General features: G+C 69.6%; 29 protein-coding genes and 1 pseudogene. 23 read left to right on the top strand and 7 right to left on the bottom strand.

Annotation, left to right across the window (positions count from 1 at the left end):
* Positions 1 to 2 precede the first annotated feature (2 nt).
* The 6 genes from AB0L71_RS21440 to AB0L71_RS21415 all read right to left on the bottom strand — a co-directional run bounded on the left by AB0L71_RS21440 (position 3) and on the right by AB0L71_RS21415 (position 5,400).
* Positions 3 to 959, bottom strand: coding sequence for a phosphotriesterase (locus AB0L71_RS21440; protein WP_365245188.1), 957 nt, complete (start codon positions 957 to 959; stop codon positions 3 to 5).
* A 36-nt stretch (positions 960 to 995) separates the two neighbouring features.
* Entirely contained in the window at positions 996 to 2,330 is a 1,335-nt protein-coding gene (locus tag AB0L71_RS21435) for a YhfT family protein (protein WP_365245185.1), read from the bottom strand.
* A gap of 40 nt (positions 2,331 to 2,370) precedes the next feature.
* Entirely contained in the window at positions 2,371 to 2,727 is a 357-nt protein-coding gene (locus AB0L71_RS21430; RefSeq protein WP_365245182.1) for a DUF2620 domain-containing protein, read from the bottom strand.
* A gap of 277 nt (positions 2,728 to 3,004) precedes the next feature.
* Positions 3,005 to 3,364 (bottom strand): PRD domain-containing protein, encoded by a 360-nt coding sequence (locus AB0L71_RS21425; protein WP_365245179.1) that lies wholly within the window; start codon positions 3,362 to 3,364, stop codon positions 3,005 to 3,007.
* Positions 3,365 to 3,444: 80 nt separating this feature from the next.
* Positions 3,445 to 4,383, bottom strand: coding sequence for a GntR family transcriptional regulator YhfZ (gene yhfZ / locus AB0L71_RS21420; protein WP_365245176.1), 939 nt, complete (start codon positions 4,381 to 4,383; stop codon positions 3,445 to 3,447).
* A 159-nt stretch (positions 4,384 to 4,542) separates the two neighbouring features.
* Positions 4,543 to 5,400, bottom strand: coding sequence for a methyltransferase domain-containing protein (locus tag AB0L71_RS21415; protein ID WP_365245173.1), 858 nt, complete (start codon positions 5,398 to 5,400; stop codon positions 4,543 to 4,545).
* A 274-nt stretch (positions 5,401 to 5,674) separates the two neighbouring features.
* On the opposite strand from AB0L71_RS21415, the gene proS reads away from it, so the two are divergent.
* The 18 genes from proS to AB0L71_RS21325 all read left to right on the top strand — a co-directional run bounded on the left by proS (position 5,675) and on the right by AB0L71_RS21325 (position 20,258).
* On the top strand, positions 5,675 to 7,090 hold the full coding sequence (gene proS / locus AB0L71_RS21410; RefSeq protein WP_365245170.1) for a proline--tRNA ligase: 1,416 nt from the start codon (positions 5,675 to 5,677) through the stop codon (positions 7,088 to 7,090).
* Between the two features lie 202 nt (positions 7,091 to 7,292).
* Complete coding sequence (locus AB0L71_RS21405) at positions 7,293 to 7,886, top strand: hypothetical protein (protein ID WP_030928573.1); 594 nt, start codon at positions 7,293 to 7,295, stop codon at positions 7,884 to 7,886.
* Between the two features lie 156 nt (positions 7,887 to 8,042).
* Complete coding sequence (rpsP, locus tag AB0L71_RS21400) at positions 8,043 to 8,480, top strand: 30S ribosomal protein S16 (protein WP_365245165.1); 438 nt, start codon at positions 8,043 to 8,045, stop codon at positions 8,478 to 8,480.
* A 2-nt stretch (positions 8,481 to 8,482) separates the two neighbouring features.
* Complete coding sequence (locus AB0L71_RS21395; RefSeq protein WP_005311361.1) at positions 8,483 to 8,722, top strand: RNA-binding protein; 240 nt, start codon at positions 8,483 to 8,485, stop codon at positions 8,720 to 8,722.
* A gap of 79 nt (positions 8,723 to 8,801) precedes the next feature.
* Positions 8,802 to 9,398, top strand: a complete 597-nt coding sequence (gene rimM / locus AB0L71_RS21390; RefSeq protein WP_365245162.1) for a ribosome maturation factor RimM — start codon at positions 8,802 to 8,804, stop codon at positions 9,396 to 9,398.
* Positions 9,398 to 10,219: a tRNA (guanosine(37)-N1)-methyltransferase TrmD gene (gene trmD / locus AB0L71_RS21385; RefSeq protein ID WP_365245159.1), complete on the top strand. Its 822-nt coding sequence runs from the start codon at positions 9,398 to 9,400 to the stop codon at positions 10,217 to 10,219. Before rimM ends, trmD begins: the two co-directional genes overlap by 1 nt.
* A gap of 160 nt (positions 10,220 to 10,379) precedes the next feature.
* Positions 10,380 to 10,730, top strand: a complete 351-nt coding sequence (gene rplS, locus AB0L71_RS21380; protein ID WP_365245156.1) for a 50S ribosomal protein L19 — start codon at positions 10,380 to 10,382, stop codon at positions 10,728 to 10,730.
* Positions 10,731 to 10,775: 45 nt separating this feature from the next.
* Positions 10,776 to 11,546 carry a signal peptidase I gene (gene lepB / locus AB0L71_RS21375; RefSeq protein WP_365245153.1) on the top strand — a complete coding sequence of 257 codons (771 nt, stop codon included), beginning with the start codon at positions 10,776 to 10,778 and terminating at the stop codon, positions 11,544 to 11,546.
* Positions 11,539 to 12,609 (top strand): signal peptidase I, encoded by a 1,071-nt coding sequence (gene lepB / locus AB0L71_RS21370; protein WP_365245150.1) that lies wholly within the window; start codon positions 11,539 to 11,541, stop codon positions 12,607 to 12,609. Before lepB (AB0L71_RS21375) ends, lepB (AB0L71_RS21370) begins: the two co-directional genes overlap by 8 nt.
* Positions 12,506 to 13,420, top strand: coding sequence for a signal peptidase I (lepB, locus tag AB0L71_RS21365; RefSeq protein WP_365245341.1), 915 nt, complete (start codon positions 12,506 to 12,508; stop codon positions 13,418 to 13,420). Before lepB (AB0L71_RS21370) ends, lepB (AB0L71_RS21365) begins: the two co-directional genes overlap by 104 nt.
* A 51-nt stretch (positions 13,421 to 13,471) precedes the next feature.
* Positions 13,472 to 14,218 carry a signal peptidase I gene (gene lepB, locus AB0L71_RS21360; RefSeq protein ID WP_365245147.1) on the top strand — a complete coding sequence of 249 codons (747 nt, stop codon included), beginning with the start codon at positions 13,472 to 13,474 and terminating at the stop codon, positions 14,216 to 14,218.
* Complete coding sequence (locus AB0L71_RS21355) at positions 14,208 to 14,696, top strand: NUDIX hydrolase (protein WP_365245144.1); 489 nt, start codon at positions 14,208 to 14,210, stop codon at positions 14,694 to 14,696. The genes lepB (AB0L71_RS21360) and AB0L71_RS21355 overlap by 11 nt, the downstream gene beginning before the upstream one ends.
* A gap of 63 nt (positions 14,697 to 14,759) precedes the next feature.
* Positions 14,760 to 15,068 carry a DUF2469 domain-containing protein gene (locus AB0L71_RS21350; protein WP_008745401.1) on the top strand — a complete coding sequence of 103 codons (309 nt, stop codon included), beginning with the start codon at positions 14,760 to 14,762 and terminating at the stop codon, positions 15,066 to 15,068.
* A 127-nt stretch (positions 15,069 to 15,195) separates the two neighbouring features.
* A complete protein-coding gene (locus tag AB0L71_RS21345) occupies positions 15,196 to 15,555 on the top strand; it encodes a YraN family protein (protein ID WP_365245141.1) in 360 nt (119 codons plus the stop codon).
* Positions 15,555 to 17,177, top strand: a complete 1,623-nt coding sequence (locus AB0L71_RS21340) for a YifB family Mg chelatase-like AAA ATPase (protein ID WP_365245138.1) — start codon at positions 15,555 to 15,557, stop codon at positions 17,175 to 17,177. Before AB0L71_RS21345 ends, AB0L71_RS21340 begins: the two co-directional genes overlap by 1 nt.
* 182 nt (positions 17,178 to 17,359) lie before the next feature.
* Positions 17,360 to 18,496 carry a DNA-processing protein DprA gene (gene dprA, locus AB0L71_RS21335; RefSeq protein ID WP_365245338.1) on the top strand — a complete coding sequence of 379 codons (1,137 nt, stop codon included), beginning with the start codon at positions 17,360 to 17,362 and terminating at the stop codon, positions 18,494 to 18,496.
* Positions 18,497 to 18,737: 241 nt separating this feature from the next.
* On the top strand, positions 18,738 to 19,574 hold the full coding sequence (gene whiG / locus AB0L71_RS21330; protein WP_365245135.1) for an RNA polymerase sigma factor WhiG: 837 nt from the start codon (positions 18,738 to 18,740) through the stop codon (positions 19,572 to 19,574).
* A gap of 117 nt (positions 19,575 to 19,691) precedes the next feature.
* Positions 19,692 to 20,258 (top strand): helix-turn-helix domain-containing protein, encoded by a 567-nt coding sequence (locus AB0L71_RS21325; RefSeq protein ID WP_365245335.1) that lies wholly within the window; start codon positions 19,692 to 19,694, stop codon positions 20,256 to 20,258.
* Between the two features lie 80 nt (positions 20,259 to 20,338).
* Here the strand turns inward: AB0L71_RS21325 and AB0L71_RS21320 are convergent.
* Positions 20,339 to 20,914: pseudogene (locus tag AB0L71_RS21320) on the bottom strand (M23 family metallopeptidase); the annotation flags it as partial.
* Positions 20,915 to 21,351: 437 nt separating this feature from the next.
* On the opposite strand from AB0L71_RS21320, the gene rpsB reads away from it, so the two are divergent.
* The 5 genes from rpsB (at position 21,352) to AB0L71_RS21295 (ending at position 25,936) form a co-directional block, all read left to right on the top strand.
* The gene (rpsB, locus tag AB0L71_RS21315; RefSeq protein ID WP_365245132.1) at positions 21,352 to 22,221 is read left to right on the top strand and encodes a 30S ribosomal protein S2; all 870 of its coding nucleotides are present in this window, start codon (positions 21,352 to 21,354) and stop codon (positions 22,219 to 22,221) included.
* A 99-nt stretch (positions 22,222 to 22,320) separates the two neighbouring features.
* Entirely contained in the window at positions 22,321 to 23,175 is an 855-nt protein-coding gene (gene tsf / locus AB0L71_RS21310) for a translation elongation factor Ts (RefSeq protein ID WP_365245129.1), read from the top strand.
* 160 nt (positions 23,176 to 23,335) lie between these two features.
* A complete protein-coding gene (gene pyrH, locus AB0L71_RS21305; protein WP_365245126.1) occupies positions 23,336 to 24,112 on the top strand; it encodes a UMP kinase in 777 nt (258 codons plus the stop codon).
* Between the two features lie 181 nt (positions 24,113 to 24,293).
* Entirely contained in the window at positions 24,294 to 24,851 is a 558-nt protein-coding gene (gene frr / locus AB0L71_RS21300) for a ribosome recycling factor (protein ID WP_365245123.1), read from the top strand.
* Complete coding sequence (locus tag AB0L71_RS21295) at positions 24,851 to 25,936, top strand: phosphatidate cytidylyltransferase (RefSeq protein WP_365245120.1); 1,086 nt, start codon at positions 24,851 to 24,853, stop codon at positions 25,934 to 25,936. Before frr ends, AB0L71_RS21295 begins: the two co-directional genes overlap by 1 nt.
* Positions 25,937 to 25,953: the final 17 nt, after the last annotated feature.

The following is a 25,953-nucleotide window of genomic DNA, read 5'->3' as shown; positions in this document are numbered from 1 at the left end:
GGTCAGGACTTCTCCTCGCGCGCGCCGGTCAGGAAGCGCAGCGGATTACGGCGGGTCATCAGGTCGATCAGGTCGTCGTCGACACCGGCCGCGCGGACCCTGGGCAGGAAGTTCCGGAAGAGATGTCCGTATCCCTGGCCGCCCTCGTCGCGGAGGTAGCCGTGGCGGGAGATGTCGCAGCTCAGCAGTGCTCGGTCGGCGTGCCCGGCCTCGATGAGCGCGAGCAGCAGCCGCAGCCGGGTGTCGTCGCTCTGGTAGCTGTCCTTGCCGACGGTGTCGAAGGCCACGTACGCCCCGCTCGCCGCGAGTTCCCGGTGGACGGCCGGGTCGTCCAGCAGGTCCTGGTGGCCGATGGCGATGCGGTGGGCCGGCAGGCCCTCGCCGGTCAGCAGCTCCAGCTGGGCGAGTCCGCCGTGGCCGAGCTGGGCGTGGGTGGAGACGGAGAGCCCGGTGGCGAGGGCGGCTCGCGCGCTGGCGCGCAGCACCTTGGTCTCGGGCCCGGTCGGGGTGTCGCCGTGGCTGCCGATCTCGCCGAGCACCCCGGGGCGGATACCGGTGGAACCGATTCCGCCGTCGATCTCCCGGACGAGGACGGCAGTGAGCTCCTCGACGCTGCCATCGTCGATCTCCGGGGTGTGGAACGGCTCGTAGTACCAGCCGGTCGCGGCGACGACGGCGATCCGTGCGTCCCGGGCGATGCGGGCCAGCGCCTCGATGTCGCGGCCCATGCCGCGGCAGGTCAGCTCGACGACGAGAGCGAGGCCGAACTCCTCGCGCAGGACGGCGAGTTCGGCGGTGACCGCCGCGGCATGGCGGACCGGATCGAGGACGGCCGCGCCATCGCCCCTGTGGTCCAGGTCGAGGACGAGGTGCTCATGGGCGAGGGCGGGGCCGGCCACGGAACCGACTGCGAGATCACCGGTGACGGTGCGCAGGACGTGCGGTGCGGGGGGAATCATCGTGGGGGGTTTCCTTCTTCGTGTACGTAGCCGGCCTCAGCCCTTGATCGGGGTGAACAGGTCGAGCCAGTACAGGAGGTTGAGGACGATGCCGCCGACGATCACCGCGGCGGGAGCGGCGGCCATCTTGACGACCGGCCGGCCCATCGACTCGTTCAGCAGGTAGAGCCCGCCGACGATGAGGATGCCGAGACCGCCGCCCATGGCGTTGGCGGCCATCAGCGAACCGAAGAGGATCGCGAGCTGCAGGGTGTCGCCGATCGCGCTGCGCAGGTGCTCCGAGGAGTCACGGACGCTGGGGAGCTTGCCGAGGAGCTTGCCGATGTACGACAGGGCCAGGACCTCGACGGCGAAGACGGCGGCACCGACGACCACGGCCAGGATCGGGTTCGGCAGCAGGTAGCCGATCGGGTACACCAGCGTGAATCCGGCGATGCCGTACGCGCCGGAGGCCAGCGCGGTCGTCGCGATCAGCGGGATGAAGCCGAAGACACGGTAGAAGTCGACCTGGGCGGCCTCGGAGTACTGGCCCTTGGCGATCAGGAAGCTGGTCGCCTCGCCACCGCCGAAGATGTGCATCTGGGCCAGCAGACAGACCCCGCCGCCGAGCACCATGAACAGCGGGAGGTACCTGCGCAGCCGGGCCGCGCTGGCACTGAACAGCGAGGCCATCGGGTCGTCGTCCGGCACGACCACGCTGGTACCGGCCGCCTGGTCGGCCTTGCGCTGCTTCACGTCCTTGGCGACGGCGAGAGCGATCAGCATCAGCACACCGACGGCCATGGCCAGCGCCCCGGCGAACATCTTCGGCCAGACGTTCATGGTGAGGACGACCAGCGCGAGTTCGAGAACACCCGCGATGCCGCCCCACTTGCGGCCGAACTGCTTGGTGATGGCGAGCACCGGGAACAGCGTGAAGAGGAAGAGGATCGGCGTCGACATCTGCTGCATGGCAGTGATGAAGTCGACGGGCAGGTCGTGCGCGACGTTGTTGGCGCCGTTCAGCCCGAAGACGACGACCGCGCCCCACGCGCCGCCGAGGATCGGAGCGAGCCACTTCTTCGGCGACAGGATGCCGAGGATGTCGGTCGGCAGGAAGACGAGCCAGGGGTTGAGCACCCCGGTGGAGAGGGCCATCGGCGCACCGAGCCCGAAGATGAATCCGGCGGAGAGACCGAACGAGACCGCGGTCGTCGCGCTGCGCGTGGTACGCCCCTGGATGAAGTCCAGCAGGAACGGCCGGACACCGTCGTTGAAGACGGCCAGGGCCATGTGCGAGATGTACGCCGTCAGCGCACAGAGGGCTATCACGGTCAGCTGCTGGGCCAGCGTGAAGTCGAGGCTGGTCCCAGCGGCGAGGGTGGTGCTCATGAATTACTCCTACGTGCCCGGGAGAGGGGGAGGTGGCCGGTCAGCCGCGGGCGGCGATGGCGCGCGCCATGAGAGGGGCGATGGCGTCGATCTGGTCCATCGAGAAGCCGAAGACCTTCTTGCCCTCCGCGATCAGAGCGGTGATCTCCTCCTCGGTGGGCACGCTGCGGCCGAAGGTGTGGCAGGCGGCGCCGCCCATGAGTCCGACGAGGACGCCGAGGGAGGCGCCGGCGCCGGTGTGGCACGTACCGAGGTAGAAGTCGGCCTGGCCGACGCGGAGCTTCATCGCGGCGTCCATGTCGCTGGAGGTCACGACGTCGAGGGAGTCGATCCCGAGCTTGCCGATGGCCTGCGTGACCTCGACCTTGCCGACTCCACCGGTGAGGATCTTCGTCATTGCTGTCTCTTCTCTGTGCGTGGTGCTGTGCGCCTCTGCGCGTCGTGCTGTCCCCCCGGGGTGTGTCCGTACGGCTGACGGACGGTCAGGGGGTGGCCGTGGCCGGCGGCTGCCAGTGCCGTGGCAGGCAACGTTCGCCCCGTCGCGACGCCCGGCACGCACTCTCGCTGCCCCGGCCGACAGCCCACGTACGTCCAGTACGAGGACTTCCGGCCGGCACACCGAGAGCACGCACCGGACGCCGCTCCTTCGCGGGCGAACATTGCCTGCCACGGCACTAGGCCAGTACGGCCAGGTGCATGCCGAGGAAGTTGACCTCGGACTCGGGGAGCGCGGCGCCCAGTTCCCGTTCGGCCCGCGCGGATACGGCGCGGGCGCGTGCGACGGCGTCGGGGTGGCCGGCCAGTTCGGCGGCGACCTCCTCGTCGGTGAGGAACTGTTCGATCGGTTCGCCGTCGAGGAGCCGGGTGAGCGCCATCATCAGATGGCTCGTCAGCATGCCCGCGGTCGCTTCGGTGACGGTGCGGCCGTCGGCTTCGAGGGCGGTCAGCTCGGCGGCGACGAAGTCGGCCACCTCGGGCCGGACCTGACCGCCTTCGCGGAAGAGCTGGATCCGCAGTGCGAGCTGGTCGTCCATGACGATCCTCCTCATATCTCCAGTAGCCAGGATTCTGTATTTTCTAGCTGCCCGACGGGGGCCCCGTCGGAGATCGGGGGTCAGTACGAGGGCACGCGTGCGCCCCGCAGTACTTCGCTCTGCAGCTGGGTCACCAGGGACAGGTCGAGCGAGTCCCGCACCGCGGCGAGGGCCTTCGCTCCCTGGGTCCGGCCGATGACGGCGGCGCTGGAGTTGCGCAGCGACAGCTCCCGGGTGACCTCGTCGCCGAGCGGGAGCACATCGATGCCGGGCCCGATCCGGTCCTGCACCTCGTCCAGGTTCCAGACCGTGGCGTCCACCTCGTCGCGGGCGAAGAGGTCGCGCAGCTGCATGTACGAGACCTCCAGCCACTCGATGTCGTCCCGGCCCGCGAAGGTCCGCTCCACGAGCATCCGCAGATCCTCGGACGCGTGGTCGACGGCCACCCGCAGTCCGGGGGAGTCCAGGTCGACGCCGTGCCGCACCAGCATGCCGTGCGCGCCCACATAGGTGGCGGGGCCGAGATCGGCGACCAGCTCCACCGGGTGCTCGGCGATCAGCTGGTCGGCCGCGAAGCGGGACAGCACGACGAGGTCGACCTTGCCCTCCAGCAGGGCGGCCGTACGCGCCCCGGCGCCCCGCATGAACGTGATCGCGAACGGAGCACCCGCCTGCTCGAAGGCGGTGCGCAGGCCGGTCGCCAGACCCTCGTACCTGCGTGAGTACGGCAGCGGCATCGCGGCGAGCAGGGTGCCGAGCCCCGAGAGGCGCCACAGCACGCCGCGGTCCGAGCGCACCAGGAAGGTGCCGAGGTGGCCCCGCGCGGTCGTCTCGATCGCCCCGGAGTCCTCCAGCAGTTGGAGGGCCGCCTGCACCGTTCCGTTCCCACAGCCCAGTTCCTCGGCGAAGTCGCGCACGCGGGGCAGACGGGTGTCCGGCTCATGGTTGAGCAGCAGGACGGCGAGCTGCTGGGCTGCGAGACCGTTCCGAGTGAGGAAGCGGGCATCGAAGTCGTTCACCATCCAGACAATAAACAGGATCCTGGATATTGGCAAGAGCGGATATGGCGGACATCGAGGGATGTGCGGGCGGGGGGCGCAGGGCTGCCCCCGCCGTCGCTGCTGTCTTCGCTCGCCGTTCCTCCTCGGGCGAGCGACCCGATGCCGGTGGCGCCGGGCTCACGTGGTGCACACGAGATAGCGGAAGACGTTCGGCAACCAGACCGTGCCGTCCCGGCGCCGGTGCGGATGCAGGGCCTTGGCGACCACCTTCGCCAATCGCTCCCGGTCCGTCGCCCGTACCACCGTGTCGAAGAACCGCGTCGACAGCAGCCCCCGCACCGCACTGTCCAGGTCCGCGTACCCGAACGGGCACGCCACCCGGCCGGAGCCGTCCGGATTCAGGCCGGCCCGGAACGCGACCTCTTCCAGATCGTCCCGGCCCGACGGACGCCAGCCACCCCTGCGCCGCGGGGCCCCGCCACCCAGCCGGCCCGCCACCCGCAGCACCGGCGTCGCCGCGCACCGCTCCGGCGGCCCCCAGCCGGTCAGGACGACCGTGCTGCCCCGAGCGGCCAGCGGTACCGCGGACCGCAGCGTGTCCACCAGCCTCTCCCCGTCGCCGGGCGAGCAGCCGATCGGAGTGAACGCGGTGATCAGGTTGTACGGGGTCCCGTCGGCCGGAGCGGCCGACGGCGGATCACCTTCGAGGACCCGCGGACGTCCGGCAGCGGGCCCGGTGCCGCTCCCCGAATCGGGCAGCAGCAGGTTGCGCGCGAGTGCCAGCCGCTCGGGGTCGGTGTCGACGCCGGTGACCTGCGCGCCGCGCGCGGCCGCTATCAGCAGCGCGAGGCCGGAGCCGCAGCCGAGGGAGAGCAGTCTGGTGCCCGTCCCCACTTCGAGCCGTTCGTAGACCGCTTCGTACAGAGGTGCGAGCATGCGCTCCTGGATCTCGGCCCAGTCCCGGGCGCGGTCACCGGATTCCACCGAGGTGGCCGGGTCCGCGCAGCTGTGGTGCCGGACGAGCGTAGGGGTCATGGAAGCGCTCCAATCCGCCGAGAGGTCGAGTCGTGTCCGATCGGTCGTGCCCGAGCGCCCCCGGTGTGTGCGCCCGCTCCCCCCGTGTGTTCCCAGGAGCCGCTGCTCCCAGGGGCCGCTGTCTCAGCGACCCGTGAATCCGCGTCGTCCGAGCCCGTTTCCCAGGGTCGGACGACCGTACTCGTCTGCTCCGGTGCTGCGTCTGTGCGGACCGTCCGGGGAGGCAGGGCCCGTCGCCCCGCGTGGCGGGCGGTGTCGCCGTACGATGCGCGCCATGGCAAAGGCACCCGTTCTCACGCCCCAGGCCGAGGACTTTCCCCGCTGGTACCAGGATCTGATCAACAAGGCCGAACTCGCGGACAACGGTCCGGTGCGCGGCACCATGGTCATCAGGCCGTACGGGTACGGCCTGTGGGAGCGGATGCAGCAGGAGATGGATGCCCGGATCAAACAGGCCGGCGCCCGGAACGCCTACTTCCCGCTCTTCATCCCCCAGTCTTACCTGACACGCGAAGCCCAGCACGTCGAGGGCTTCGCGCCGGAGCTCGCGGTCGTGACCCACGGGGGCGGGAAGGAGCTCGAAGAGCCCGTGGTGGTGCGGCCGACCTCCGAAACGATCATCAACGAGTATTTCTCGAAGTGGGTGCAGAGCTACCGGGATCTGCCGCTGTTGATCAACCAGTGGGCGAACGTCGTGCGTTGGGAGATGCGTCCGCGGGTCTTTCTCCGTACGACGGAGTTCCTCTGGCAGGAGGGGCACACCGCCCACGCCACAGCCGAGGAGGCCCGGGACTACGCCGCGTACATCCACCGTGACGTCTACGCGGACTTCATGGCCGAGGTCCTGGGCATCGATGTGGTCCTGGGGCGCAAGACCCCGGCCGAGCGGTTCGCGGGCGCGGTCAACACCCTCACCCTCGAAGCGATGACGGGCGACGGCAAGGCCCTGCAGATGGGCACCAGCCATGAGCTGGGCACCAACTTCGCCCGCGCCTTCCACACCCGCTACCTGTCCCGGGAGGGCCGGGAGGAGTTGGTTCACCAGACCTCGTGGGGCTCCTCGACCCGTATGGTCGGCGGCCTGATCATGGTGCACGGCGACGACCACGGGCTGCGGGTGCCGCCGCGGCTGGCGCCGGTCCAGGTGGTCGTCCTCGCGGTCAAGGAGGACGAAGCGGTGCTCGCCGAGGTCCGGTCCATCGGGCAGCGGCTGCAGGCCGCGGGGATCCGGGCCGAGGTCGACGACCGCACCGCCACCCCGTTCGGCCGGCGCGTGGTCGACTGGGAGCTGAAGGGAGTGCCGGTACGGATCGAGGTCGGGCCCCGCGATCTGGAGAACGGCACCGCGATGCTGGCCAGGCGGATCCCCGGCGGGAAGGAGCCGGTGGCCATCGAGGCCCTGCCCGCCCTGCTCCCGGCGGTCCTGGAGGAGGACCAGGCGACTCTGCTGCGCCAGTCCCGGAGCCGGCGCGAGTCGTCCACCCGCGAGGTCTCCTCCGAGGCGGAGGCCGTGGAAGCGGCGGCCGCGGGCGGCTGGGCACGTATCCGCTGGTCGGCCCTCGGGCCGGCGGGGGAGGCCCGGCTCGCGGAGCACGGCGTGTCCGTGCGGTGCCTGGTTGCCGAGGACGGGTCGGTTCCGGAGGCGGACGACACCCCCGGTACTGTCGCCCTGGTGGCCCGCGCCTACTGACGCGGGGCCGCCCGTGGCCGCCGACTACGTAGCTGGACGTATGAGCGTCTACGCACCACCTTGGTGCGAGCTGTGAGACTTCTCCACAGATCGGCGTAGCCGCCCTCGTCAGGATGTATGAATGGCAACTGACTGGTACGTGCAAATTATTTGGGATGGCCCGGAATCGGAACACCGGGGCCCTTGCGCTCGTTCTCACGACGTGAGCACGACACCACCTGTACTTGCCGCAGAACTGGCGCAGGCGTGGGCCGACATTCAGCGGTACCACCCCGAGCTGCCGGATCTGGCCGCACCAGAGTCCCTGATCGGAGAGTCCTCGTCCGCCTGTGGCGCGGAACTCTCCTTCGAACGACTGCTCCACGAGGCAGTCCATGGCATCGCCGCCGCGAGAGGTGTCCGTGACACCTCGCGCGCGGGCCGCTACCACAACCGTCGATTCCTTGCGATCGCCGAGGAGCTGGGTCTCGACCACGCCGAGGAGCCCCATCCCAGCAGTGGCTTCTCGCTGGTCACGCTCAACCCCGAGGCGAAGCGCCGGTACCGGCCGACGATCGAGCGGCTCCAGCGCGCCCTCAAGGCGCACACGGTCGCCACCGCCGCCGACACCAAGCGCTCCTTCCGTGGCCCGGCCGCCCGGCACGGCTCCTCCGGCGGAGGGGTCCGCGTCAAGGCCGTCTGCGACTGCGGACGCAATGTGCGCGTCGTCCCCTCGGTCCTGGCGCAGGCGCCGATCGTCTGCGGTGGCTGCGGAAAGCCGTTCCGTATCCCGGAAGCCGCGGTCGCGGTGGGGTGACCCGATGGGGTGTGGCACAATGGCTAGCTGTACTCGACAGTCGCACAGGACCCCTCTCTCCTCCGGCTGACGCGTCCATCGGGCACCCGAGTACCGCAACCCCACGTGGCATCTTCGTTGTGCCCAACCACGCAGAGACCAGGAGACACCACTTCCGTGGCAGTCAAGATCAAGCTGAAGCGTCTGGGCAAGATCCGTTCGCCTCACTACCGCATCGTCGTCGCCGACTCCCGCACCCGCCGTGACGGCCGGGCCATCGAGGAGATCGGCCTGTACCACCCGGTGCAGAACCCCTCGCGCATCGAGGTCAACTCGGAGCGTGCGCAGTACTGGCTGTCCGTCGGCGCCCAGCCGACCGAGCCGGTTCTCGCGATCCTGAAGCTCACCGGTGACTGGCAGGCCCACAAGGGTCTCCCGGCCCCCGCGCCGCTGCTGCAGCCGGAGCCGAAGGCCGACAAGCGCGCCCTGTTCGAGTCTCTGGGCGACGCCACGGAGGCCAAGGGCGAGGCCATCACGCAGAAGGCGAAGAAGTCCGACAAGAAGGCGGACGAGGCTGCTGACGCAGCTGCGTCGGCCGAGTCGACCGAGGCCTGAGCATGCTCGAGGAGGCTCTCGAGCACCTCGTGAAGGGCATCGTCGACAACCCCGACGATGTGCAGGTCGCCTCGCGCAACCTGCGCCGTGGTCGCGTGCTGGAGGTCCGGGTGCACCCCGACGACCTCGGTAAGGTGATCGGTCGCAACGGCCGCACCGCACGCGCACTGCGTACCGTCGTGGGCGCCATCGGCGGCCGCGGTATCCGTGTCGACCTCGTCGATGTGGATCAGGTTCGCTGACAGAGTTGAACACCGGCACGGGCCGGGGAGGGCCAAGCGCCCACCCCGGCCCGTCGTCGTATGACAGGAGAGACACAAGGTGCAGTTGGTAGTCGCGCGGATCGGCCGTGCCCATGGGGTCAAGGGCGAGGTCACCGTCGAGGTGCGGACGGACGAGCCGGAGCTGCGGCTCGCGCCCGGGGCCGTGCTCGCCACCGAACCGGCCGGCGCCGGACCGCTGACGATCGAGACCGGCCGGGTGCACAGCGGGCGGCTGCTCCTGCGCTTCGAGGGAGTACGCGACCGTACGGCCGCCGAGGCCCTGCGCAACACGCTCCTGATCGCCGAGGTCGACCCGGCGGAACTCCCCGAGGAACCCGACGAGTTCTACGACCACCAGCTCATGGACCTCGATGTGGTCCTCACCGACGGCACCGAGATCGGCCGGATCACCGAGATCTCCCACCTGCCCTCCCAGGACCTCTTCATCGTCGAGCGGCCCGACGGCAGCGAGGTGATGATCCCGTTCGTCGAGGAGATCGTCACCGAGATCGATCTGGAGGAGCAGCGCGCGGTGATCGCCCCGCCGCCCGGCCTGATCGACGAGACCCAGGCGGTGATCGCCTCCTCGCGCGACGCGGAGAACGACGCAGGAGAAGACGGGGACGAGACGCCCGGGCCGGGGAAGGACGCCTGATGCGCCTCGACATCGTCACGATCTTCCCCGAGTACCTGGAACCGCTGAACGTCTCCCTCGTCGGCAAGGCCCGCGCACGCGGTCGCCTCGATGTGCACGTGCACGACCTGCGGGACTGGACGTACGACCGGCACAACACGGTCGACGACACGCCGTACGGGGGCGGCCCCGGCATGGTCATGAAGACCGAGCCGTGGGGCGAGGCCCTGGACGACGCGCTGGCGGGCGGGTACGAGGCCGGAGCGCACTCCCCGGTGCTCGTGGTCCCCACCCCCAGCGGCCGCCCGTTCACCCAGGAACTCGCCGTGGAGCTCTCCGAGCGGCCCTGGCTGATCTTCACACCGGCCCGTTACGAGGGCATCGACCGACGGGTGATGGACGAGTACGCGACCCGCATGCCGGTTGTCGAGGTGTCCATCGGCGACTATGTGCTGGCCGGAGGGGAAGCGGCGGTACTGGTGATCACGGAGGCGGTGGCCCGGTTGCTGCCCGGCGTGCTCGGCAACGCCGAATCGCACCGGGACGACTCCTTCGCCCCCGGCGCGATGGCCGACCTGCTGGAAGGACCCGTCTACACCAAGCCGCCCCAGTGGCGCGGCCGAGGCATCCCGGAGGTCCTGCTCAGCGGTCACCACGGGAAGATCGCACGGTGGAGGCGGGACGAGGCGTTCCGTCGTACCGCGCTCAACCGGCCCGATCTCATCGAGCGCTGCGAGGCGAGCGGCTTCGACAAGAAGGACCGCGAGATCCTCTCCATACTCGGCTGGTCGCCGGAGCCCGGTGGCCGATTTTGGCGCAGACCGGAAGCCGTGGAAGAATAGGCCGCTGCTGTACGTCCGGCGTGCGCCCCTGCCACAGGGGGAAGTGACCGGCCCCATGCACATGGGGAAGGTCCCGACGCCCGTCCGACGCGATCAGCGCTTCCAGATCCTCACTACCTCCCGTCGATGACCTGTGGCATCGGCGAAGAAAGCAGACACCATGTCTTCCCTGCTCGATGGCGTCAACGCCGCATCGCTGCGCACCGACGTCCCGGCGTTCCGCGCCGGTGACACCGTCAACGTCCACGTCCGCGTGATCGAGGGCAACCGCTCCCGTATCCAGCAGTTCAAGGGCGTAGTCATCCGTCGCCAGGGTGCGGGCGTCAGCGAGACCTTCACGGTCCGCAAGGTCTCCTTCAGCGTCGGCGTCGAGCGCACCTTCCCGGTGCACAGCCCGATCTTCGAGAAGATCGAGCTCGTCACCCGCGGTGACGTCCGTCGCGCCAAGCTGTACTACCTCCGTGAGCTGCGCGGCAAGGCCGCGAAGATCAAGGAGAAGCGCGACCACTGAGCTCACTCCCGCGTCCACAGGACAGCCGGTTAAGCTCTGGCCCCGATGGACACGGAAGCCAAGCCCTCGGAGCGCGATCGCTCCTGCGCACCCCCGACCGGGTCGCAGGAGGGGTCGCGCTTCTCGCGTATCCCGGACCGGCTGACCGCCTCGATGTCGTGGCGGCGCACCGCCGTGGCCGGGGCCATCTGCTCGGTCTTCGTACTGCTCCTCGGCGCCTTCGTGGTGCAGCCCTTCCTGATCCCCAGCGGATCGATGGAGCCCACGCTGCGTGTGGGGGACCGGGTGCTGGTCAACAAACTCGCGTACGACTTCGGCTCCGCACCGCAGCGCGGCGATGTGGTGGTCTTCGACGGCACCGGATCGTTCGTACAGGAAGCCCCCGAGGAGAACCCCGTCACCGGGTTGCTGCACAAGGCGGCAGCGTCGGTCGGACTCGCAGAGCCTGCCCAGACCGACTACGTGAAGCGGGTGGTGGGGGTAGGGGGCGACCGGGTCGTCTGCTGCGACAGGCGCGGAAGGATCGAGGTGAACGGCACGGCGGTCGACGAGGGCTATCTGTACCCGGGAGACGCCCCGTCCGAGGTGCGCTTCGACGTCATCGTCCCCCAGGGCACGCTGTGGATGATGGGCGACCATCGCGGCAACTCCCGCGATTCGCGTGACCACCTGGGAGAACCGGGCGGTGGCATGGTTCCGGTCGACAAGGTGATCGGCAGGGTCGACTGGATCGGCCTGCCGTGGGGCAGGATGGGCTCGCTGCCGGACGGCGCGGCCGTCGCCGGCGCACGGGCGACGGGCGGGTCCGGTGGGTAGCCGCGGTCGGCGGCAGGGCGACTCCGGGATACCGCCGACGAGCGGCGGCCGACCGGCCGGCCGCTCACTGCCGACCAGGGCGGAACGGCGCAAGCTGGCCCGCAAGGTGAAGCGGCGGCGGCGCAGGTCGGCGATCCGGGAGATTCCGCTTCTCCTCACCGTGGCACTGGTGATCGCGCTCGTGCTCAAGACCTTTCTGGTGCAGGCCTTCGTGATCCCGTCGGGGTCGATGGAGCAGACCATCCGGATCGGCGACCGGGTGCTCGTGGACAAGCTGACGCCCTGGTTCGGATCCAGGCCGCAGCGCGGCGAAGTCGTCGTCTTCAAGGATCCGGGCGGCTGGCTGCAGCAGGAGAACACCGGCACGAAGGAGTCGCCCGTCGTCGTCAAGCAGGTGAAGGAGGTGCTGACCTTCATCGGACTGCTGCCGTCCGACGACGAACAGGATCTGATCAAACGGGTGATCGGAGTGGGCGGCGACACGGTGAAGTGCTGCGACAAGGACGGCCGGATCACGGTCAATGGCGAGCCGCTCGACGAGCCCTATCTGTATCCCGGTAATCCGCCCTCCCTCGTCAAATTCGAGGTAAAGGTTCCGGCGGGCCGCATCTTCGTGATGGGCGACCATCGGTCCAATTCGGCGGATTCGCGCTACCACCTGGACGAGCCCGAACACGGCACGGTTTCCGAGGATGAGGTCGTGGGGCGCGCTGTGGTGATCGCCTGGCCCTTCGGCCACTGGGGCAAACTGGAGATACCGGCAACATTCGACTCGATTTCTGACGCGCGCGCCGGGTCGCCTGCTGCGTCGGGCCGGTCGAATAGTGTGTCGTACCAGGATCCCAACAGAACGATCCCTCTCCCGACCCCTGCGGAACTCCCGCTCGTTATGGGAGTGGTGGGCCTGCACCGGCTCGGGCGCAGGCGGACGCACGGAATAAGGAGTGGATGTGGGGGATTTGGCGGTCGGCGCACGATCCGGACACGAGGAACCCGAGGACCGGCCGGACCAACCGGAGGCCGTGGAGTCCGCCGGGGCGGCGGACCGGGCGGAGGGGGATGACGACTCCTCCGGCACCGGCGGCACGTCCGACAAGAAGCCGCGCTCCTTCTGGAAGGAGCTGCCCCTCCTCATCGGTATCGCCCTGGTCCTCGCGCTGCTCATCAAGACATTCCTCGTCCAGGCGTTCTCGATCCCCTCGGACTCGATGCAGGACACCCTCCAGCGGGGTGACCGGGTGCTGGTGGACAAGCTGACTCCTTGGTTCGGCGCGGAGCCCAAGCGGGGCGAGGTCGTGGTCTTCCATGACCCGGGCGGTTGGCTCGAGACCACCCAGACACCGAATCCGAACGTCGTGCAGAAGTTCCTCAGCTTCATCGGGCTGATGCCCTCCGTCGAGGAGAAGGACCTGATCAAGCGGGTCATCGCGATCGGCGGCGACACGGTGGAGTGCAAGAAGAACGGCCCGGTCACGGTCAATGGCAAGGCCCTGGACGACCAGTCGTACATCTTCCCGGGAAACACTCCCTGCAACGACGAGCCGTTCGGTCCGATCAAGGTGCCCGAGGGCCGGATCTGGGTGATGGGTGACCACCGCCAGAACTCCCTCGACTCCCGTTACCACCAGGAACTGCCGGGTGGCGGCACGGTCTCCAACGACGAGGTCGTCGGCCGGGCCATCGTGGTGGCCTGGCCCGTCAACCGCTGGGCGACCCTGCCGGTCCCGAAGACCTTCGACCAGGCGGGGATCAACGACCAGTCGATGGTCAACACAGCGATGACCCTGGCCCCCGGAGCACTGGGCGTAGCCGGTGCGCTGCCGCTCGTGTTCTGGCGCCGCAGGAGGCTGACCAGCGGACGTACCGCCGGGTAGGGTGCCGACTCGGATCAGCGATTGTCGATCTCCGAGGTGGGGGACGCTGGGATGAGCGGAACAGGACGTACGGGCAACGGCCACGGTCGGCTCGGCAGCATGCTGTCGGGGCTGGCCGTGGCCGTGGGCTGTGTGCTCTTCCTCGGCGGCTTCGCCTGGGGGGCCGTGGTCTACAAGCCCTACACCGTGCCGACCGAGTCCATGACACCGACGGTGCACGCCGGTGACCGAGTGCTCGCACAGCGGATCGACGGCAGCGAGGTGCGCCGGGGTGACGTGGTGGTCTTCACCGACTCCGGGTGGGGCGACATGCCGATGGTGAAGCGGGTGGTCGGCATCGGCGGCGACAAGATCGTCTGCTGCGACAAGGGCCGGCTCACCCTCAACGGCACACCTCTTGAGGAACCGTATCTGCAGACCAAGGGCCTTGCCTCGGGGAACGACTTCACCGCCGATGTGCCCCAGGGGCAGCTCTTCCTGCTCGGGGACGACCGCACCGCCTCGCTGGACTCCCGGATCCATCTGGACGACCCGGGGCACGGTTCCGTACCCCGCAGCGCGGTGCAGGCCCGGGTGGACGCCATCGCCTGGCCGCTGAGCGGCATGATCGGGCGGCCGCAGACCTTCGCCTCCCTCCCCGGCGGGGTGTCCTCGCCCGGGCCGCTGCGCCTCCAGCTCGGGGCCGTGGTGGCGGGACTGATCCTCATCCTCGGTGGTACGGCATACGGGCCGATCGCGGCCCGGTTCAGGCGTTCGGCACCGAACAGGCGGGAAAAGGTGTCCACCGGTGGGCACTGAGCAGCGGAAGGTCGCCCGCCTGGTGCTCCTGGACCCCGACGACCGCATTCTCCTCCTGCACGGGTACGAACCGGAGGACCCGGGGAGCACCTGGTGGTTCACCCCCGGTGGCGGCCTGGAGGGCGACGAGACCCGGGAACAGGCCGCCCTGCGCGAGCTCGCCGAGGAGACCGGGATCACCGACGTGGAACTGGGACCGCTCCTCTGGCAGCGGATGTGCTCGTTCCCGTTCGACGGGCGCCGCTGGAACCAGGACGAGTGGTACTTCCTGGCGCGTACGACGCAGACCGTCACCGACACCAGGGGGCTGACCGCGCTGGAGCAGCGAAGTGTCATGGGTATGAGGTGGTGGACCTCCGCCGAACTGTCGGCGGCACGTGAGACGGTGTACCCGACCAGGCTCGCCGAGTTGCTGCGCACGCTGCTCGACGAGGGCCCGCCTCGCACGCCACTGCTTCTGGACCCCGAAATCGCTTGAGTGCCCAGGGGACCGAAGCCTGGCGCACAATGGGGGCACGCACGGCTGAAGGGGAACATGCCAATGAGCGCCGAGGACCTCGAAAAGTACGAGACCGAGATGGAGCTGAAGCTCTACCGGGAGTACCGAGACGTCGTCGGTCTGTTCAAATACGTGATCGAGACCGAACGGCGCTTCTACCTCACCAATGACTACGAGATGCAGGTGCACTCGGTCCAGGGCGAGGTGTTCTTCGAGGTATCGATGGCGGACGCCTGGGTCTGGGACATGTACCGGCCCGCACGGTTCGTCAAACAGGTACGGGTACTGACGTTCAAGGACGTCAACATCGAGGAGCTCAACAAGACCGATCTCGAACTCCCGGGTGGCTGAGGACGTTCCGCCGGGGGAGTGATTCCCCCGTTGGGGTGGCCGGGTTATCCACAATTCCGAGCTTGTCCACCAAGATCCACCAGTCCGGACCCGACGCGGCAGAGTCGGTGCCGGAGGTGGTGCCGATATGAACGCACGGGGGGCACTCGGGCGGTACGGCGAGGATCTGGCGGCACGGCTGCTGACCGACGCCGGCATGTCCGTACTGGTACGGAACTGGCGCTGTCGCGCCGGTGAGATCGACATCGTCGCCATGGACGGCGACGCACTCGTGATCTGCGAGGTGAAGACCCGCAGGACAAGCGCCTTCGAGCATCCGATGGCGGCCGTCACCCCCGCCAAGGCGGAGCGGCTGCGGCGGCTGGCCGGGATCTGGCTCGACCGGCACGGCGGGCCGCCGCCCGGTGGGGTCAGGATCGACCTGGTGGGAGTGGTGCTGCCCCGGCGCGGGGCACCTCTCGCCGAGCACGCGCGGGGGGTGGCCTGATGGGGTTCGCACGCGCGTGTTCGGTTGCGCTCGTCGGCGTCGAGGGCGTGGTCGTGGAGGTCCAGGCCGACCTGGAGGCTGGGGTGGCCGCGTTCACCCTGGTGGGGCTGCCGGACAAGAGTCTGACCGAGAGCCGGGACCGGGTGAGGGCCGCGGTCGTGAATTCCGGGGCCGAGTGGCCACAGAAGAAGCTCACGGTGGGTCTGTCACCGGCCTCCGTACCGAAGGGCGGCTCCGGATTCGATGTGGCGGTCGCCTGTGCGGTGCTGGGCGCGGCCGAGCGTATCGACCCGGCCGCCATCGCCGATGTGGTGATGATCGGCGAACTCGGGCTGGACGGCAGGGTGCGGCCGGTGCGCGGCGTGCTGCCGGCCGTGCTCGCCGCGGCCGAGGCCGGGTGCCGCCAGGTCGTCGTGCCCGAGGAGACCGCGGGAGAGGCCGCGCTGGTGCCCGGGGTCTCGGTTCTCGGGGTGCGGAGCCTGCGGCAGCTGATCGCGGTGCTCTGCGACGAGCCGGTGCCGGACGAGCCGGAGGCTCACGACGAGAGGCGCCCCGACGCGATGCCGTCCGGGCTGGTGATGCCCGGCACGGGTATCGGCACCGGGCTCGCCCGGCCCGGGCAGGGCGGTGGCAACCCGTCGGATCTGATGGACGTGGCGGGCCAGGAGCGGCCCCGCAAGGCGCTGGAGGTCGCGGCGGCGGGCTGCCACCATCTGCTGCTCACTGGACCTCCGGGCGCCGGCAAGACCATGCTGGCGGAGCGGCTTCCGGCGATCCTGCCGACGCTGACCAGGAAGGAGTCCCTGGAAGTCACCGCGGTGCACTCGGTGGCGGGCGTCCTCCCACCGGGGGAACCACTGATCACCCGCGCGCCGTACTGCGCGCCGCACCACTCGGCGACGATGCAGTCACTGGTCGGCGGCGGCAACGGGCTGCCGAGGCCCGGTGCCGTCTCCCTGGCCCACCGGGGGATTCTCTTTCTGGACGAGGCACCGGAATTCTCCATGCGGGTGCTGGACGCGTTGCGCCAGCCGCTGGAATCGGGACATGTGGTGGTGGCCCGCAGCGCCGGGGTGGTGCGGCTGCCCGCCAGATTCCTGATGGTGCTGGCCGCCAATCCCTGCCCGTGCGGTCGGTACTCCCTCACCGGCGCCGGCTGCGAATGTGCGCCGTCGACGGTCCGGCGCTATCAGTCGAGGCTCTCCGGGCCCCTGCTCGACCGGGTGGATCTGCGGGTGGCCGTCGACCCGGTCCGGCGCAAGGACCTGATGGGGCAGGGCGGCAGGGGAGAGCCGACGGCCGTCGTCGCCGCCCGGGTCAGGGAGGCCAGGGCGCGGGCCGCGGAGCGGCTGGCGGGCACCGCGTGGAGCACCAACAGCGAGGTGCCCGGACACGAGCTGCGTACCCGGCTGGTCCCGGCCCCGGGGGCGCTCGCGGAGGCCGAACGGGACATGGAGCGGGGCCTGCTCACCGCGCGGGGCCTGGACCGGGTGCTCAGAGTGGCGTGGACGGTCGCCGACCTGCGCGGCGCGGACCGCCCCGACGCCTCCGACATCGCCGTGGCGCTGGAACTGCGCACCGGTATCCCGCGCGGCGGCCTGACGAAGGCCGGGGTGTCATGACTCCGCAGGCAGATCCCGGGCAGGTACGGGGACCGGGGCACCCGCCGGTACCGGTGCCGGAGCCAGGGGCGGAGATCGAGCGGGGTACGGGCGGCGGCACGGGGCCGGAGGCGGGGTGTCCTCCGGGGCGGGCCCCGGATCCTGGCGCGGGGCCGGGTACGGCGGCGCGTGAGGGGGAGAGGCTGGCGAGAGCCGCGCTGACCCGCATCCTGGAACCGGGGGACGAGCGCGGTGGCCGCTGGTTGCACGAGTGCGGCGCCGTCGAACTGCTACGCCGGATCACTTCCAGGGACGGAGCCGCGGAGCGGTTGCGCGGCATGACTCCGAGACGCCTCGACGGCTACCGGTTGCGGGCCGAGGGCGTGGAGCCCGAGCGGGACCTTGCCACGGTCGCCGAGCTCGGCGGGCGGTTCGTGTGCCCGGGTGACCGGGAATGGCCGAGTCAGCTCGACGACCTGGCGGACGCCAGGCCGACCGGTCTCTGGGTGCGCGGGCCTCGCGATCTGCGCCTCTGGGCGCTGCGTTCGGTCGCCGTGGTCGGTGCCCGCGCCTGCACCCCGTACGGCTCCCACATGGCGGCGAGTCTGGGCGCGGACCTTGCCGAGCTGGGGTGGGTGGTCGTTTCGGGCGCCGCGTTCGGGGTGGACGGCGCTGCGCATCGTGGGGCGCTCGCCGTCGACGGGGCGACGATGGCGGTCCTGGCCTGCGGGGTGGACGTCGCCTACCCCCGCGGACATGCCGAACTGATCGGACGCATGGCCGAACAGGGACTCGTCATCGGTGAATTGCCTCCGTCCGAACATCCGACCCGCAGCAGATTCGTTCTCCGGAACCGAGTCATCGCCGCGTTGACACGCGGCACGGTCGTGGTTGAGGCCCAGTACCGCAGCGGCTCGCTGGTCACCGCACGCGACGCACAGCGGCTCGGCCGCTTCGTCATGGGCGTGCCGGGCCCCGCCACCAGTGGGTTGTCGTCAGGGGTCCATGAACTCCTCCGTGAAGAGGGCGTCCTGGTGACGGACGCCTCGGAGGTCGTCGAACTGGTGGGTGGGATCGGAGAACTCGCTCCGGCCAGACGCGGTCCTGTGTACCCCAGGGACCAGCTCGAAGCGGTCTCCGCCAGGGTTCTCGACGCGCTGCCGTACCGCGGCGCCGTCAGCGGGCGCGATGCCGCCCGCTCCGCGGGAACCAGCACCGACGAAGCGCTCGGCAAGTTGTACGAACTGCTCTCACTGGGGTTCGTCGAACGCGATGGCGACGGATGGCGATTGACGTCGAGAGCAAGATGCAATGACGACGCGCGGCGAGGCGGTACTTGACCTGGAGCATTCGGGTGAAAAGGTGATGCCGATGACCTCGGCGGATCCTTCAGCGACGCCTCCGGGGCCGGCGCACGCGGCGACGGCCCCGGACCGCAGTCGTGTTCGATCGGCCGGGACAGCACAGCGCCGATCGACCGCCCTGCGCGGAAAGCGACGGCCCAGTCACGCTACGCTCGCAAGGAAACCGGTTCAGGCACACGTCCCCAGTACTTCACAGCAGAACGGCTCAAGGCACGACATGCCCCAGCACACCTCCGGGTCTGACCGTGCGGCAGCACCACCGGCTGCGCGTGGCACTGTGCGGCCCCCTGCCCCCTCCTCGCTCGACGAGTTGTGGCGTTCGTACAAGTCGACGGGTGACGGGCGACTGCGTGAGCAGCTGATCCTGCACTACTCGCCGTTGGTCAAGTACGTCGCAGGCCGGGTGAGTGTGGGCCTGCCTTCCAACGTCGAGCAGGCGGACTTCGTCTCCTCAGGGGTGTTCGGACTGATCGACGCGATCGAGAAGTACGACATCGAGCGCGCGATCAAGTTCGAGACGTACGCGATCACCCGCATCCGTGGCGCGATGATCGACGAACTCCGGGCGCTGGACTGGATTCCACGCTCGGTGCGTCAGAAGGCACGAGCCGTGGAACGCGCCTACGCGACGCTGGAGGCGAAGCTGCGGCGCACCCCATCGGAGCCGGAGGTCGCCGCGGAGATGGGGATCGCGCTGGAGGAACTGCACGCGGTTTTCAGCCAGTTGTCGCTGGCGAACGTGGTCGCGCTGGAGGAGTTGCTGCATGTCGGCGGCGAGGGCGGCGACCGTCTCAGCCTGATGGACACGCTGGAGGACACCGCCGCCGACAATCCGGTGGAGGTCGCCGAGGACCGCGAGCTCAGACGGCTGCTCGCGCGGGCGATCAACACCCTTCCGGAGCGCGAGAAGACGGTCGTCACGCTCTACTACTACGAGGGCCTCACTCTCGCCGAGATCGGCAATGTGCTCGGGGTCACCGAGAGCCGGGTCAGCCAGATCCACACCAAATCGGTGCTCCAGCTGCGCGCGAAGCTGGCCGATGCCGGCCGCTGAGCCGGCCGGCGGCCCGCCCCGGCAAGGGCGACTTCGGCCACCGATCGGGGCAGCGCGCTCCCGCTCCAGGACCGGTCGCCGTACAGTGGACGGGTGCCCAGGATTCGAGCGGCCTCGGTGGCCGAGCACAGGACCATGCAGCGCGGCGCCCTCCTGGACGCCGCTCGTTCCCTGCTGTCCGAGGGCGGTACGGAGGCGCTGACCTTCCCCGCTCTCGCCGAACGCACTGGCCTCGCCCGGTCCTCCGTCTACGAGTACTTCCGCTCCCGCGCAGCCGTCGTCGAAGAGCTGTGCGCCGTCGACTTCCCCGTCTGGGCGGCCGAGGTCGAGAACGCGATGGAGCAGGCCACCACACCCGAGGCGAAGATCGAGGCCTATGTGCGACGGCAGCTCGATCTCGTCGCGGACCGCCGCCACCGGGCGGTCGTGGCGATCTCGGCGAGCGAGCTGGACGCGGGTGCACGCGAGAAGATCCGGGCCGCGCACGGCGGGCTGATCGCCATGATCGTCGAAGCTCTCGGCGACCTCGGCCACGAACAGCCGCGGCTGGCGGCGATGCTGCTGCAGGGCTCGGTCGACGCTGCGGTGCGGCGTCTCGAGCTCGGTGTGGCGGAGGAGCCTGCCGTGATCGCAGACACCACGGTCGCCATGGTCCTGCGCGGCGTACAGGGCGCACCGGACTGACGTCGTCGCCGCGCGGCGGCCACGACGAGCAGCACGCCGGGGGCGGCGAGTCCGTCCCCGGCTCCCGCGGCCGAGGACCGGGGCTCCGGTACACCGAACACCGGCAGCAGCCGGGACGGTCCCCGGCGCAGCAGTTCCCCAGGCAGCAGCGACAGCGGGTCCAGATACGTGTCACCGCGTCGTAGCCCCCAGTGCAGACAGCCCGATGCGCAGTGGAAGGGCCCCGCTTCCAGGACTGCCACGGGTTGGCCCGCTTCCACCTCGTCGTCCTTCGTGACCAGTGCCAGCACCGGCTCGTACGTGGTCCGCAACGGCGGATCGCCGGTTCCGGCGACTTCGATCGACATCACCCCGCGCCCCGCCACACGCCCTGCGAACGAGACCCGGCCCGAGGCCGCGGCGAGCACCACCGCGCCCCGCTCCGCGGCCAGATCCACCCCTCGGTGGCCCCGCCCGTACGCGCTGCCCGGCGGCTCCCACCCCCGTACGACCGCAGGCAGCCCCGCCAGTGGCCAGAGCCGGGCACCGTCCGGCCGGGGCGCCGGCGCAGGAGCGGGCAGGGGTGAGGAGGCGGGCGCCGGCGCAGGGAGCGGGGGCGCGGGCCCCTCGGCCGCCGCGCCCGGCGCGCCGTACAGCGCGGCGAGGAGCACCACCACCGCGACGGCCGCGACGGCTGCGGCCGTGCCGAAGCCTGCACTGCGCCCGGCAGCGACCGCGTCCCGGCGCCCTCCGCGCCGCTGCCCGCGCCCGGGAAGGAAAACAGCGGGAAGGAAAACAGCGGGAAGAGAAGCGGCCGGATCAGGTGTGCATCGCATGGCAGAACCGTCCCGCACCGGCCCGGAATCCCGGGGATCATGAACCGGATCTGTGGACAACCGGCCCGTTGTGGACAGCGCCGTCACCCGGCACCCGACCCGTCCCGTACACTTCCTATGGCGATCCGGGTCACCGGGTCGACTTCGCACGCCCCGCCACCTCCCTCTCAGCGGACGGTGGCCGCGCTCCTCGGTCCCTTGTGGCACGGCGCGTCGGGGCGTCAGGCGCGACAGCAATCCTGCGGTCGCGACAACCGAGCACCTCAAGGAGTACGGCCATGGCCGTCGTCACGATGCGGGAGCTGCTGGAGAGCGGCGTCCACTTCGGTCACCAGACCCGTCGTTGGAACCCGAAGATGAAGCGCTTCATCTTCACCGAGCGCAACGGCATCTACATCATCGACCTGCTCCAGTCGCTGTCGTACATCGACCGCGCCTACGAGTTCGTCAAGGAGACCGTCGCGCACGGCGGCTCCATCATGTTCGTCGGTACCAAGAAGCAGGCCCAGGAGGCCATCGCCGAGCAGGCGACGCGCGTCGGCATGCCGTACGTCAACCAGCGTTGGCTCGGCGGCATGCTCACCAACTTCTCCACCGTCTACAAGCGCCTTCAGCGTCTGAAGGAGCTCGAGCTCATCGACTTCGAGGACGTGGCCGCCTCCGGCCTCACCAAGAAGGAGCTCCTGGTCCTCTCCCGCGAGAAGGCCAAGCTGGAGAAGACCCTCGGTGGTATCCGCGAGATGCAGAAGGTGCCGAGCGCCGTCTGGATCGTCGACACCAAGAAGGAGCACATCGCCGTCGGTGAGGCGCGCAAGCTCCACATCCCGGTCGTCGCGATCCTCGACACCAACTGCGACCCCGACGAGGTCGACTACAAGATTCCGGGCAACGACGACGCGATCCGCTCCGTCACCCTGCTCACCCGCGTGATCGCCGACGCCGTCGCCGAGGGCCTCATCGCCCGCTCCGGTGCCGCCACCGGTGACTCGAAGCCGGGCGAGAAGGCCGCCGGCGAGCCGCTCGCCGAGTGGGAGCGCGACCTGCTCGAGGGCGACAAGAAGGCCGCCGAGACCGAGAAGGCCGCCGACGCCGAGAAGCCGGCCGAGGCCGCTGCCGAGGCTCCGGCCGCGGACGCCGAGCAGGCCTGACACCCGTCACGGCTGATGACGGCGGGGGCCGGTGCCACAAGCGCCGCCCCCGCCGTTCACCCGTAGATCTTTCAGACTTCGAGAGAGAAATACAGACTCATGGCGAACTACACCGCCGCTGACGTCAAGAAGCTCCGCGAGCTGACCGGCGCCGGCATGATGGACTGCAAGAAGGCGCTCGACGAGTCCGACGGCAACGTCGACAAGGCTGTCGAGGAGCTCCGTATCAAGGGTCAGAAGGGCGTCGCCAAGCGCGAGGGCCGTTCTGCCGAGAACGGCGCTGTCGTCTCCCTCATCTCCGAGGACAAGACCTCCGGCGTTCTGCTCGAGCTGAAGTGCGAGACGGACTTCGTCGCCAAGGGCGAGAAGTTCCAGACCGTTGCCAACACGCTCGCCGCCCACGTCGCCGCGACCTCCCCGGCCGACCTGGCCGCGCTGCTCGCCTCCGAGATCGAGGCCGGCAAGACCGTCCAGGCGTACGTCGACGAGGCCAACGCGAACCTCGGCGAGAAGATCGTCCTGGACCGCTTCGCGCAGTACACCGACGGTTACGTGGCCGCGTACATGCACCGCACGATGCCCGACCTCCCGCCGCAGGTCGGCGTCCTGGTCGAGCTCGACAAGGGCAACGCCTCGGACGAGGCAGTCGCCGCGGTCGCCAAGGACGTCGCGCAGCACATCGCCGCCTTCGCCCCGAAGTACCTCAACCGCGACGAGGTCCCGGCCGAGACGGTCGAGAACGAGCGTCGTGTCGCCGAGGCCACCTCGCGTGAGGAGGGCAAGCCCGAGGCTGCCCTTCCGAAGATCGTCGAGGGTCGCGTCAACGGTTTCTTCAAGGACGTCGTCGTCCTGGAGCAGGCCTTCGCCAAGGACAACAAGAAGTCCGTCCAGAAGGTCCTGGACGAGGCCGGTGTCACCCTGAAGCGCTTCTCGCGCATCAAGGTCGGCATCTGAGTCCGTCCGCGAAAAACGGTGGACCCCGGATAGGGTCTGGTGCAGTCGTCGGCCGCACACATGCCGTACGACCGCAGAACTGACGAGGAGGCCATTGCCGCTGAGGGACACCAGACCCGCCGGCAGTGGCCTTCTTCGTATGTGCACGAGGAGAATCTCCATGAACAAGGGCGCGGACGCCGCAAAAGGTGACCACAAGCGCGACGACGGCAAGGTACCCGGACGCTTCATGCTGAAGCTGTCCGGCGAGGCGTTCGCCGGAGGCGGGGGGCTCGGCGTCGACCCCGACGTCGTACACGCCATCGCCCGGGAAATCGCGGCAGTCGTCCGCGGCGGTGCGGAAATCGCGGTCGTCATCGGCGGCGGCAACTTCTTCCGTGGTGCCGAGCTCCAGCAGCGCGGCATGGACCGGGCCCGCTCCGACTACATGGGCATGCTCGGCACGGTCATGAACTGCCTGGCGCTCCAGGACTTCCTGGAGAAGGAGGGCATCGACTCCCGCGTCCAGACCGCCATCACCATGGGGCAGGTCGCGGAGCCCTACATTCCGTTGCGCGCCGTGCGCCATCTGGAGAAGGGCCGCGTCGTCATCTTCGGTGCCGGTATGGGGATGCCGTACTTCTCCACCGACACCACCGCCGCCCAGCGGGCCCTGGAGATCGACGCCCAGGCGCTGCTAATGGGTAAGAACGGGGTGGACGGGGTCTACGACTCCGACCCGAAGACCAACCCCGACGCGGTGAAGTTCGACGCCCTTGAGTACAGCGAGGTGCTCGCCCGCGATCTCAAGATCGCCGATGCCACCGCCATCACGCTCTGCCGCGACAACCAGCTGCCGATCCTCGTCTTCGAACTGACCGCAACCGGCAATATCGCCCGTGCGGTCAAGGGTGAGAAGATCGGCACGCTCGTGAGTGACCAGGGCACCCGGGTCTGAGAACCGGGAGACCTTCCCAGGAGCACAGGGAAGGTCCGGGACCTGCGGGGGAGCGCTTCCCCGGCAGGTCCTGAAGGATGGACAACGGCCTGCCGGTCGGACACCGTGCAGGTGAGGACGCGACGCAGGACCCGCCGGGCCCGAGCACGCCGGGCCCGCTCAAGACACGCAGGAGCACGTGGTGATCGAAGAAACCCTCCTCGAGGCCGAGGAGAAGATGGAGAAGGCCGTCGTGGTCGCGAAGGAGGACTTCGCGGCGATCCGTACCGGCCGTGCGCACCCGGCGATGTTCAACAAGATCGTCGCCGACTACTACGGCGCGCTGACCCCGATCAACCAGCTCGCCTCGTTCTCGGTGCCCGAGCCGCGCATGGCCGTCGTGACGCCGTTCGACAAGAGCGCGCTGCGCAACATCGAGCAGGCCATCCGCGACTCGGACCTCGGCGTCAACCCGAGCAACGACGGCAATATCATCCGGGTGACCTTCCCGGAGCTGACCGAGGAACGTCGTCGCGACTTCATCAAGGTCGCGAAGGGCAAGGCGGAGGACTCCAAGATCTCCATCCGGGCCGTGCGTCGCAAGGCCAAGGAGGCCCTGGACAAGCTGGTCAAGGACAAGGAGTCGGGCGAGGACGAGGTGCGGCGCGCCGAGAAGGAGCTCGACGACACCACCGCGAAGTACGTCGCGCAGGTCGACGAGCTGCTGAAGCACAAGGAAGCCGAGCTGCTCGAAGTCTGATGAACGACTCTTCCTGGGGCGCCCATCCGGGAGCCGGCCACTGGGGTGCGCCCGAGATGCAGACCCCTTCGGCGGGTCCTGCCTACGATGTGCATGATGCCCAGCAGACTCGGCCCATGCCCGTCGTGCCGGACGTTCCCGGCGCAGGCAGAGACGCTGACGACCGTGATGACCGGGGCCGGGGGGCCGTCCGCCTGAGCAGCGGCCCCCTGTTCCGTGACGAGAAGCCGCAGGAGCCCATGTCCACCGCGCCGCCGCCCCCGCAGAAGAAACGTGCGGGCCGTGACCTGCGATCCGCCATAGGGGTCGGTGTCGGGCTCGGCGTCCTGGTCGTCGCCTCGCTGTTCATCGTGAAGGCCGTCTTCGTCGGCGTGGTCGCCGTGGCCGTCGTCGTGGGCCTGTGGGAGCTCACCTCCCGCCTGGAGGAGCGCAAGGGCATCAAGGCCCCGCTCATCCCGCTGGCGGTCGGTGGGGCGGCGATGGTCGTGGCCGGCTACGCACAGGGCGCCGTGGGTGCGTGGGCGGCGATGGCGCTGACCGCTCTCGCGGTGCTCGTCTGGCGGATGACGGAACCTCCGGAGGGCTACCTCAAGGACGTCACGGCCGGTGTGTTCGCCGCGTTCTACGTGCCGTTCCTCGCCACGTTCGTCGCCCTGCTCCTGACCGCGGACGACGGTCCGCAACGGGTGATCACCTTCCTGCTGCTGACCGTGGTCAGCGACACGGGTGCGTACGCCGTCGGGTGGCGCTTCGGCAAGCACAAGCTCGCACCGCGCATCAGCCCGGGAAAGACCCGCGAGGGCCTCTTCGGCGCCGTTGCCTTCGCGATGGTCGCCGGTGCGCTGTGCATGCAGTTCCTGATCGACGACGGTTCCTGGTGGCAGGGGCTGCTGCTGGGGCTCGCGGTCGCCGCCAGCGCCACGCTCGGTGACCTGGGCGAGTCGATGATCAAGCGGGATCTCGGGATCAAGGACATGGGCACGTTGCTGCCGGGCCACGGCGGCATCATGGACCGGCTGGACTCGTTGCTGCCGACCGCGCCGGTGGTCTGGCTGCTGATGGAGCTGTTCGTCGGTTCCGGCTGATCCTTTACTCGCCGTAC

Origin of the sequence: Streptomyces sp. NPDC052052 (assembly GCF_040680455.1) — a bacterium.
Lineage (GTDB): Bacteria > Actinomycetota > Actinomycetes > Streptomycetales > Streptomycetaceae > Streptomyces.
The sequence above is the reverse complement of the archived record's forward strand: the minus strand, read 5'-3'. Positions and strand labels throughout refer to the sequence as shown.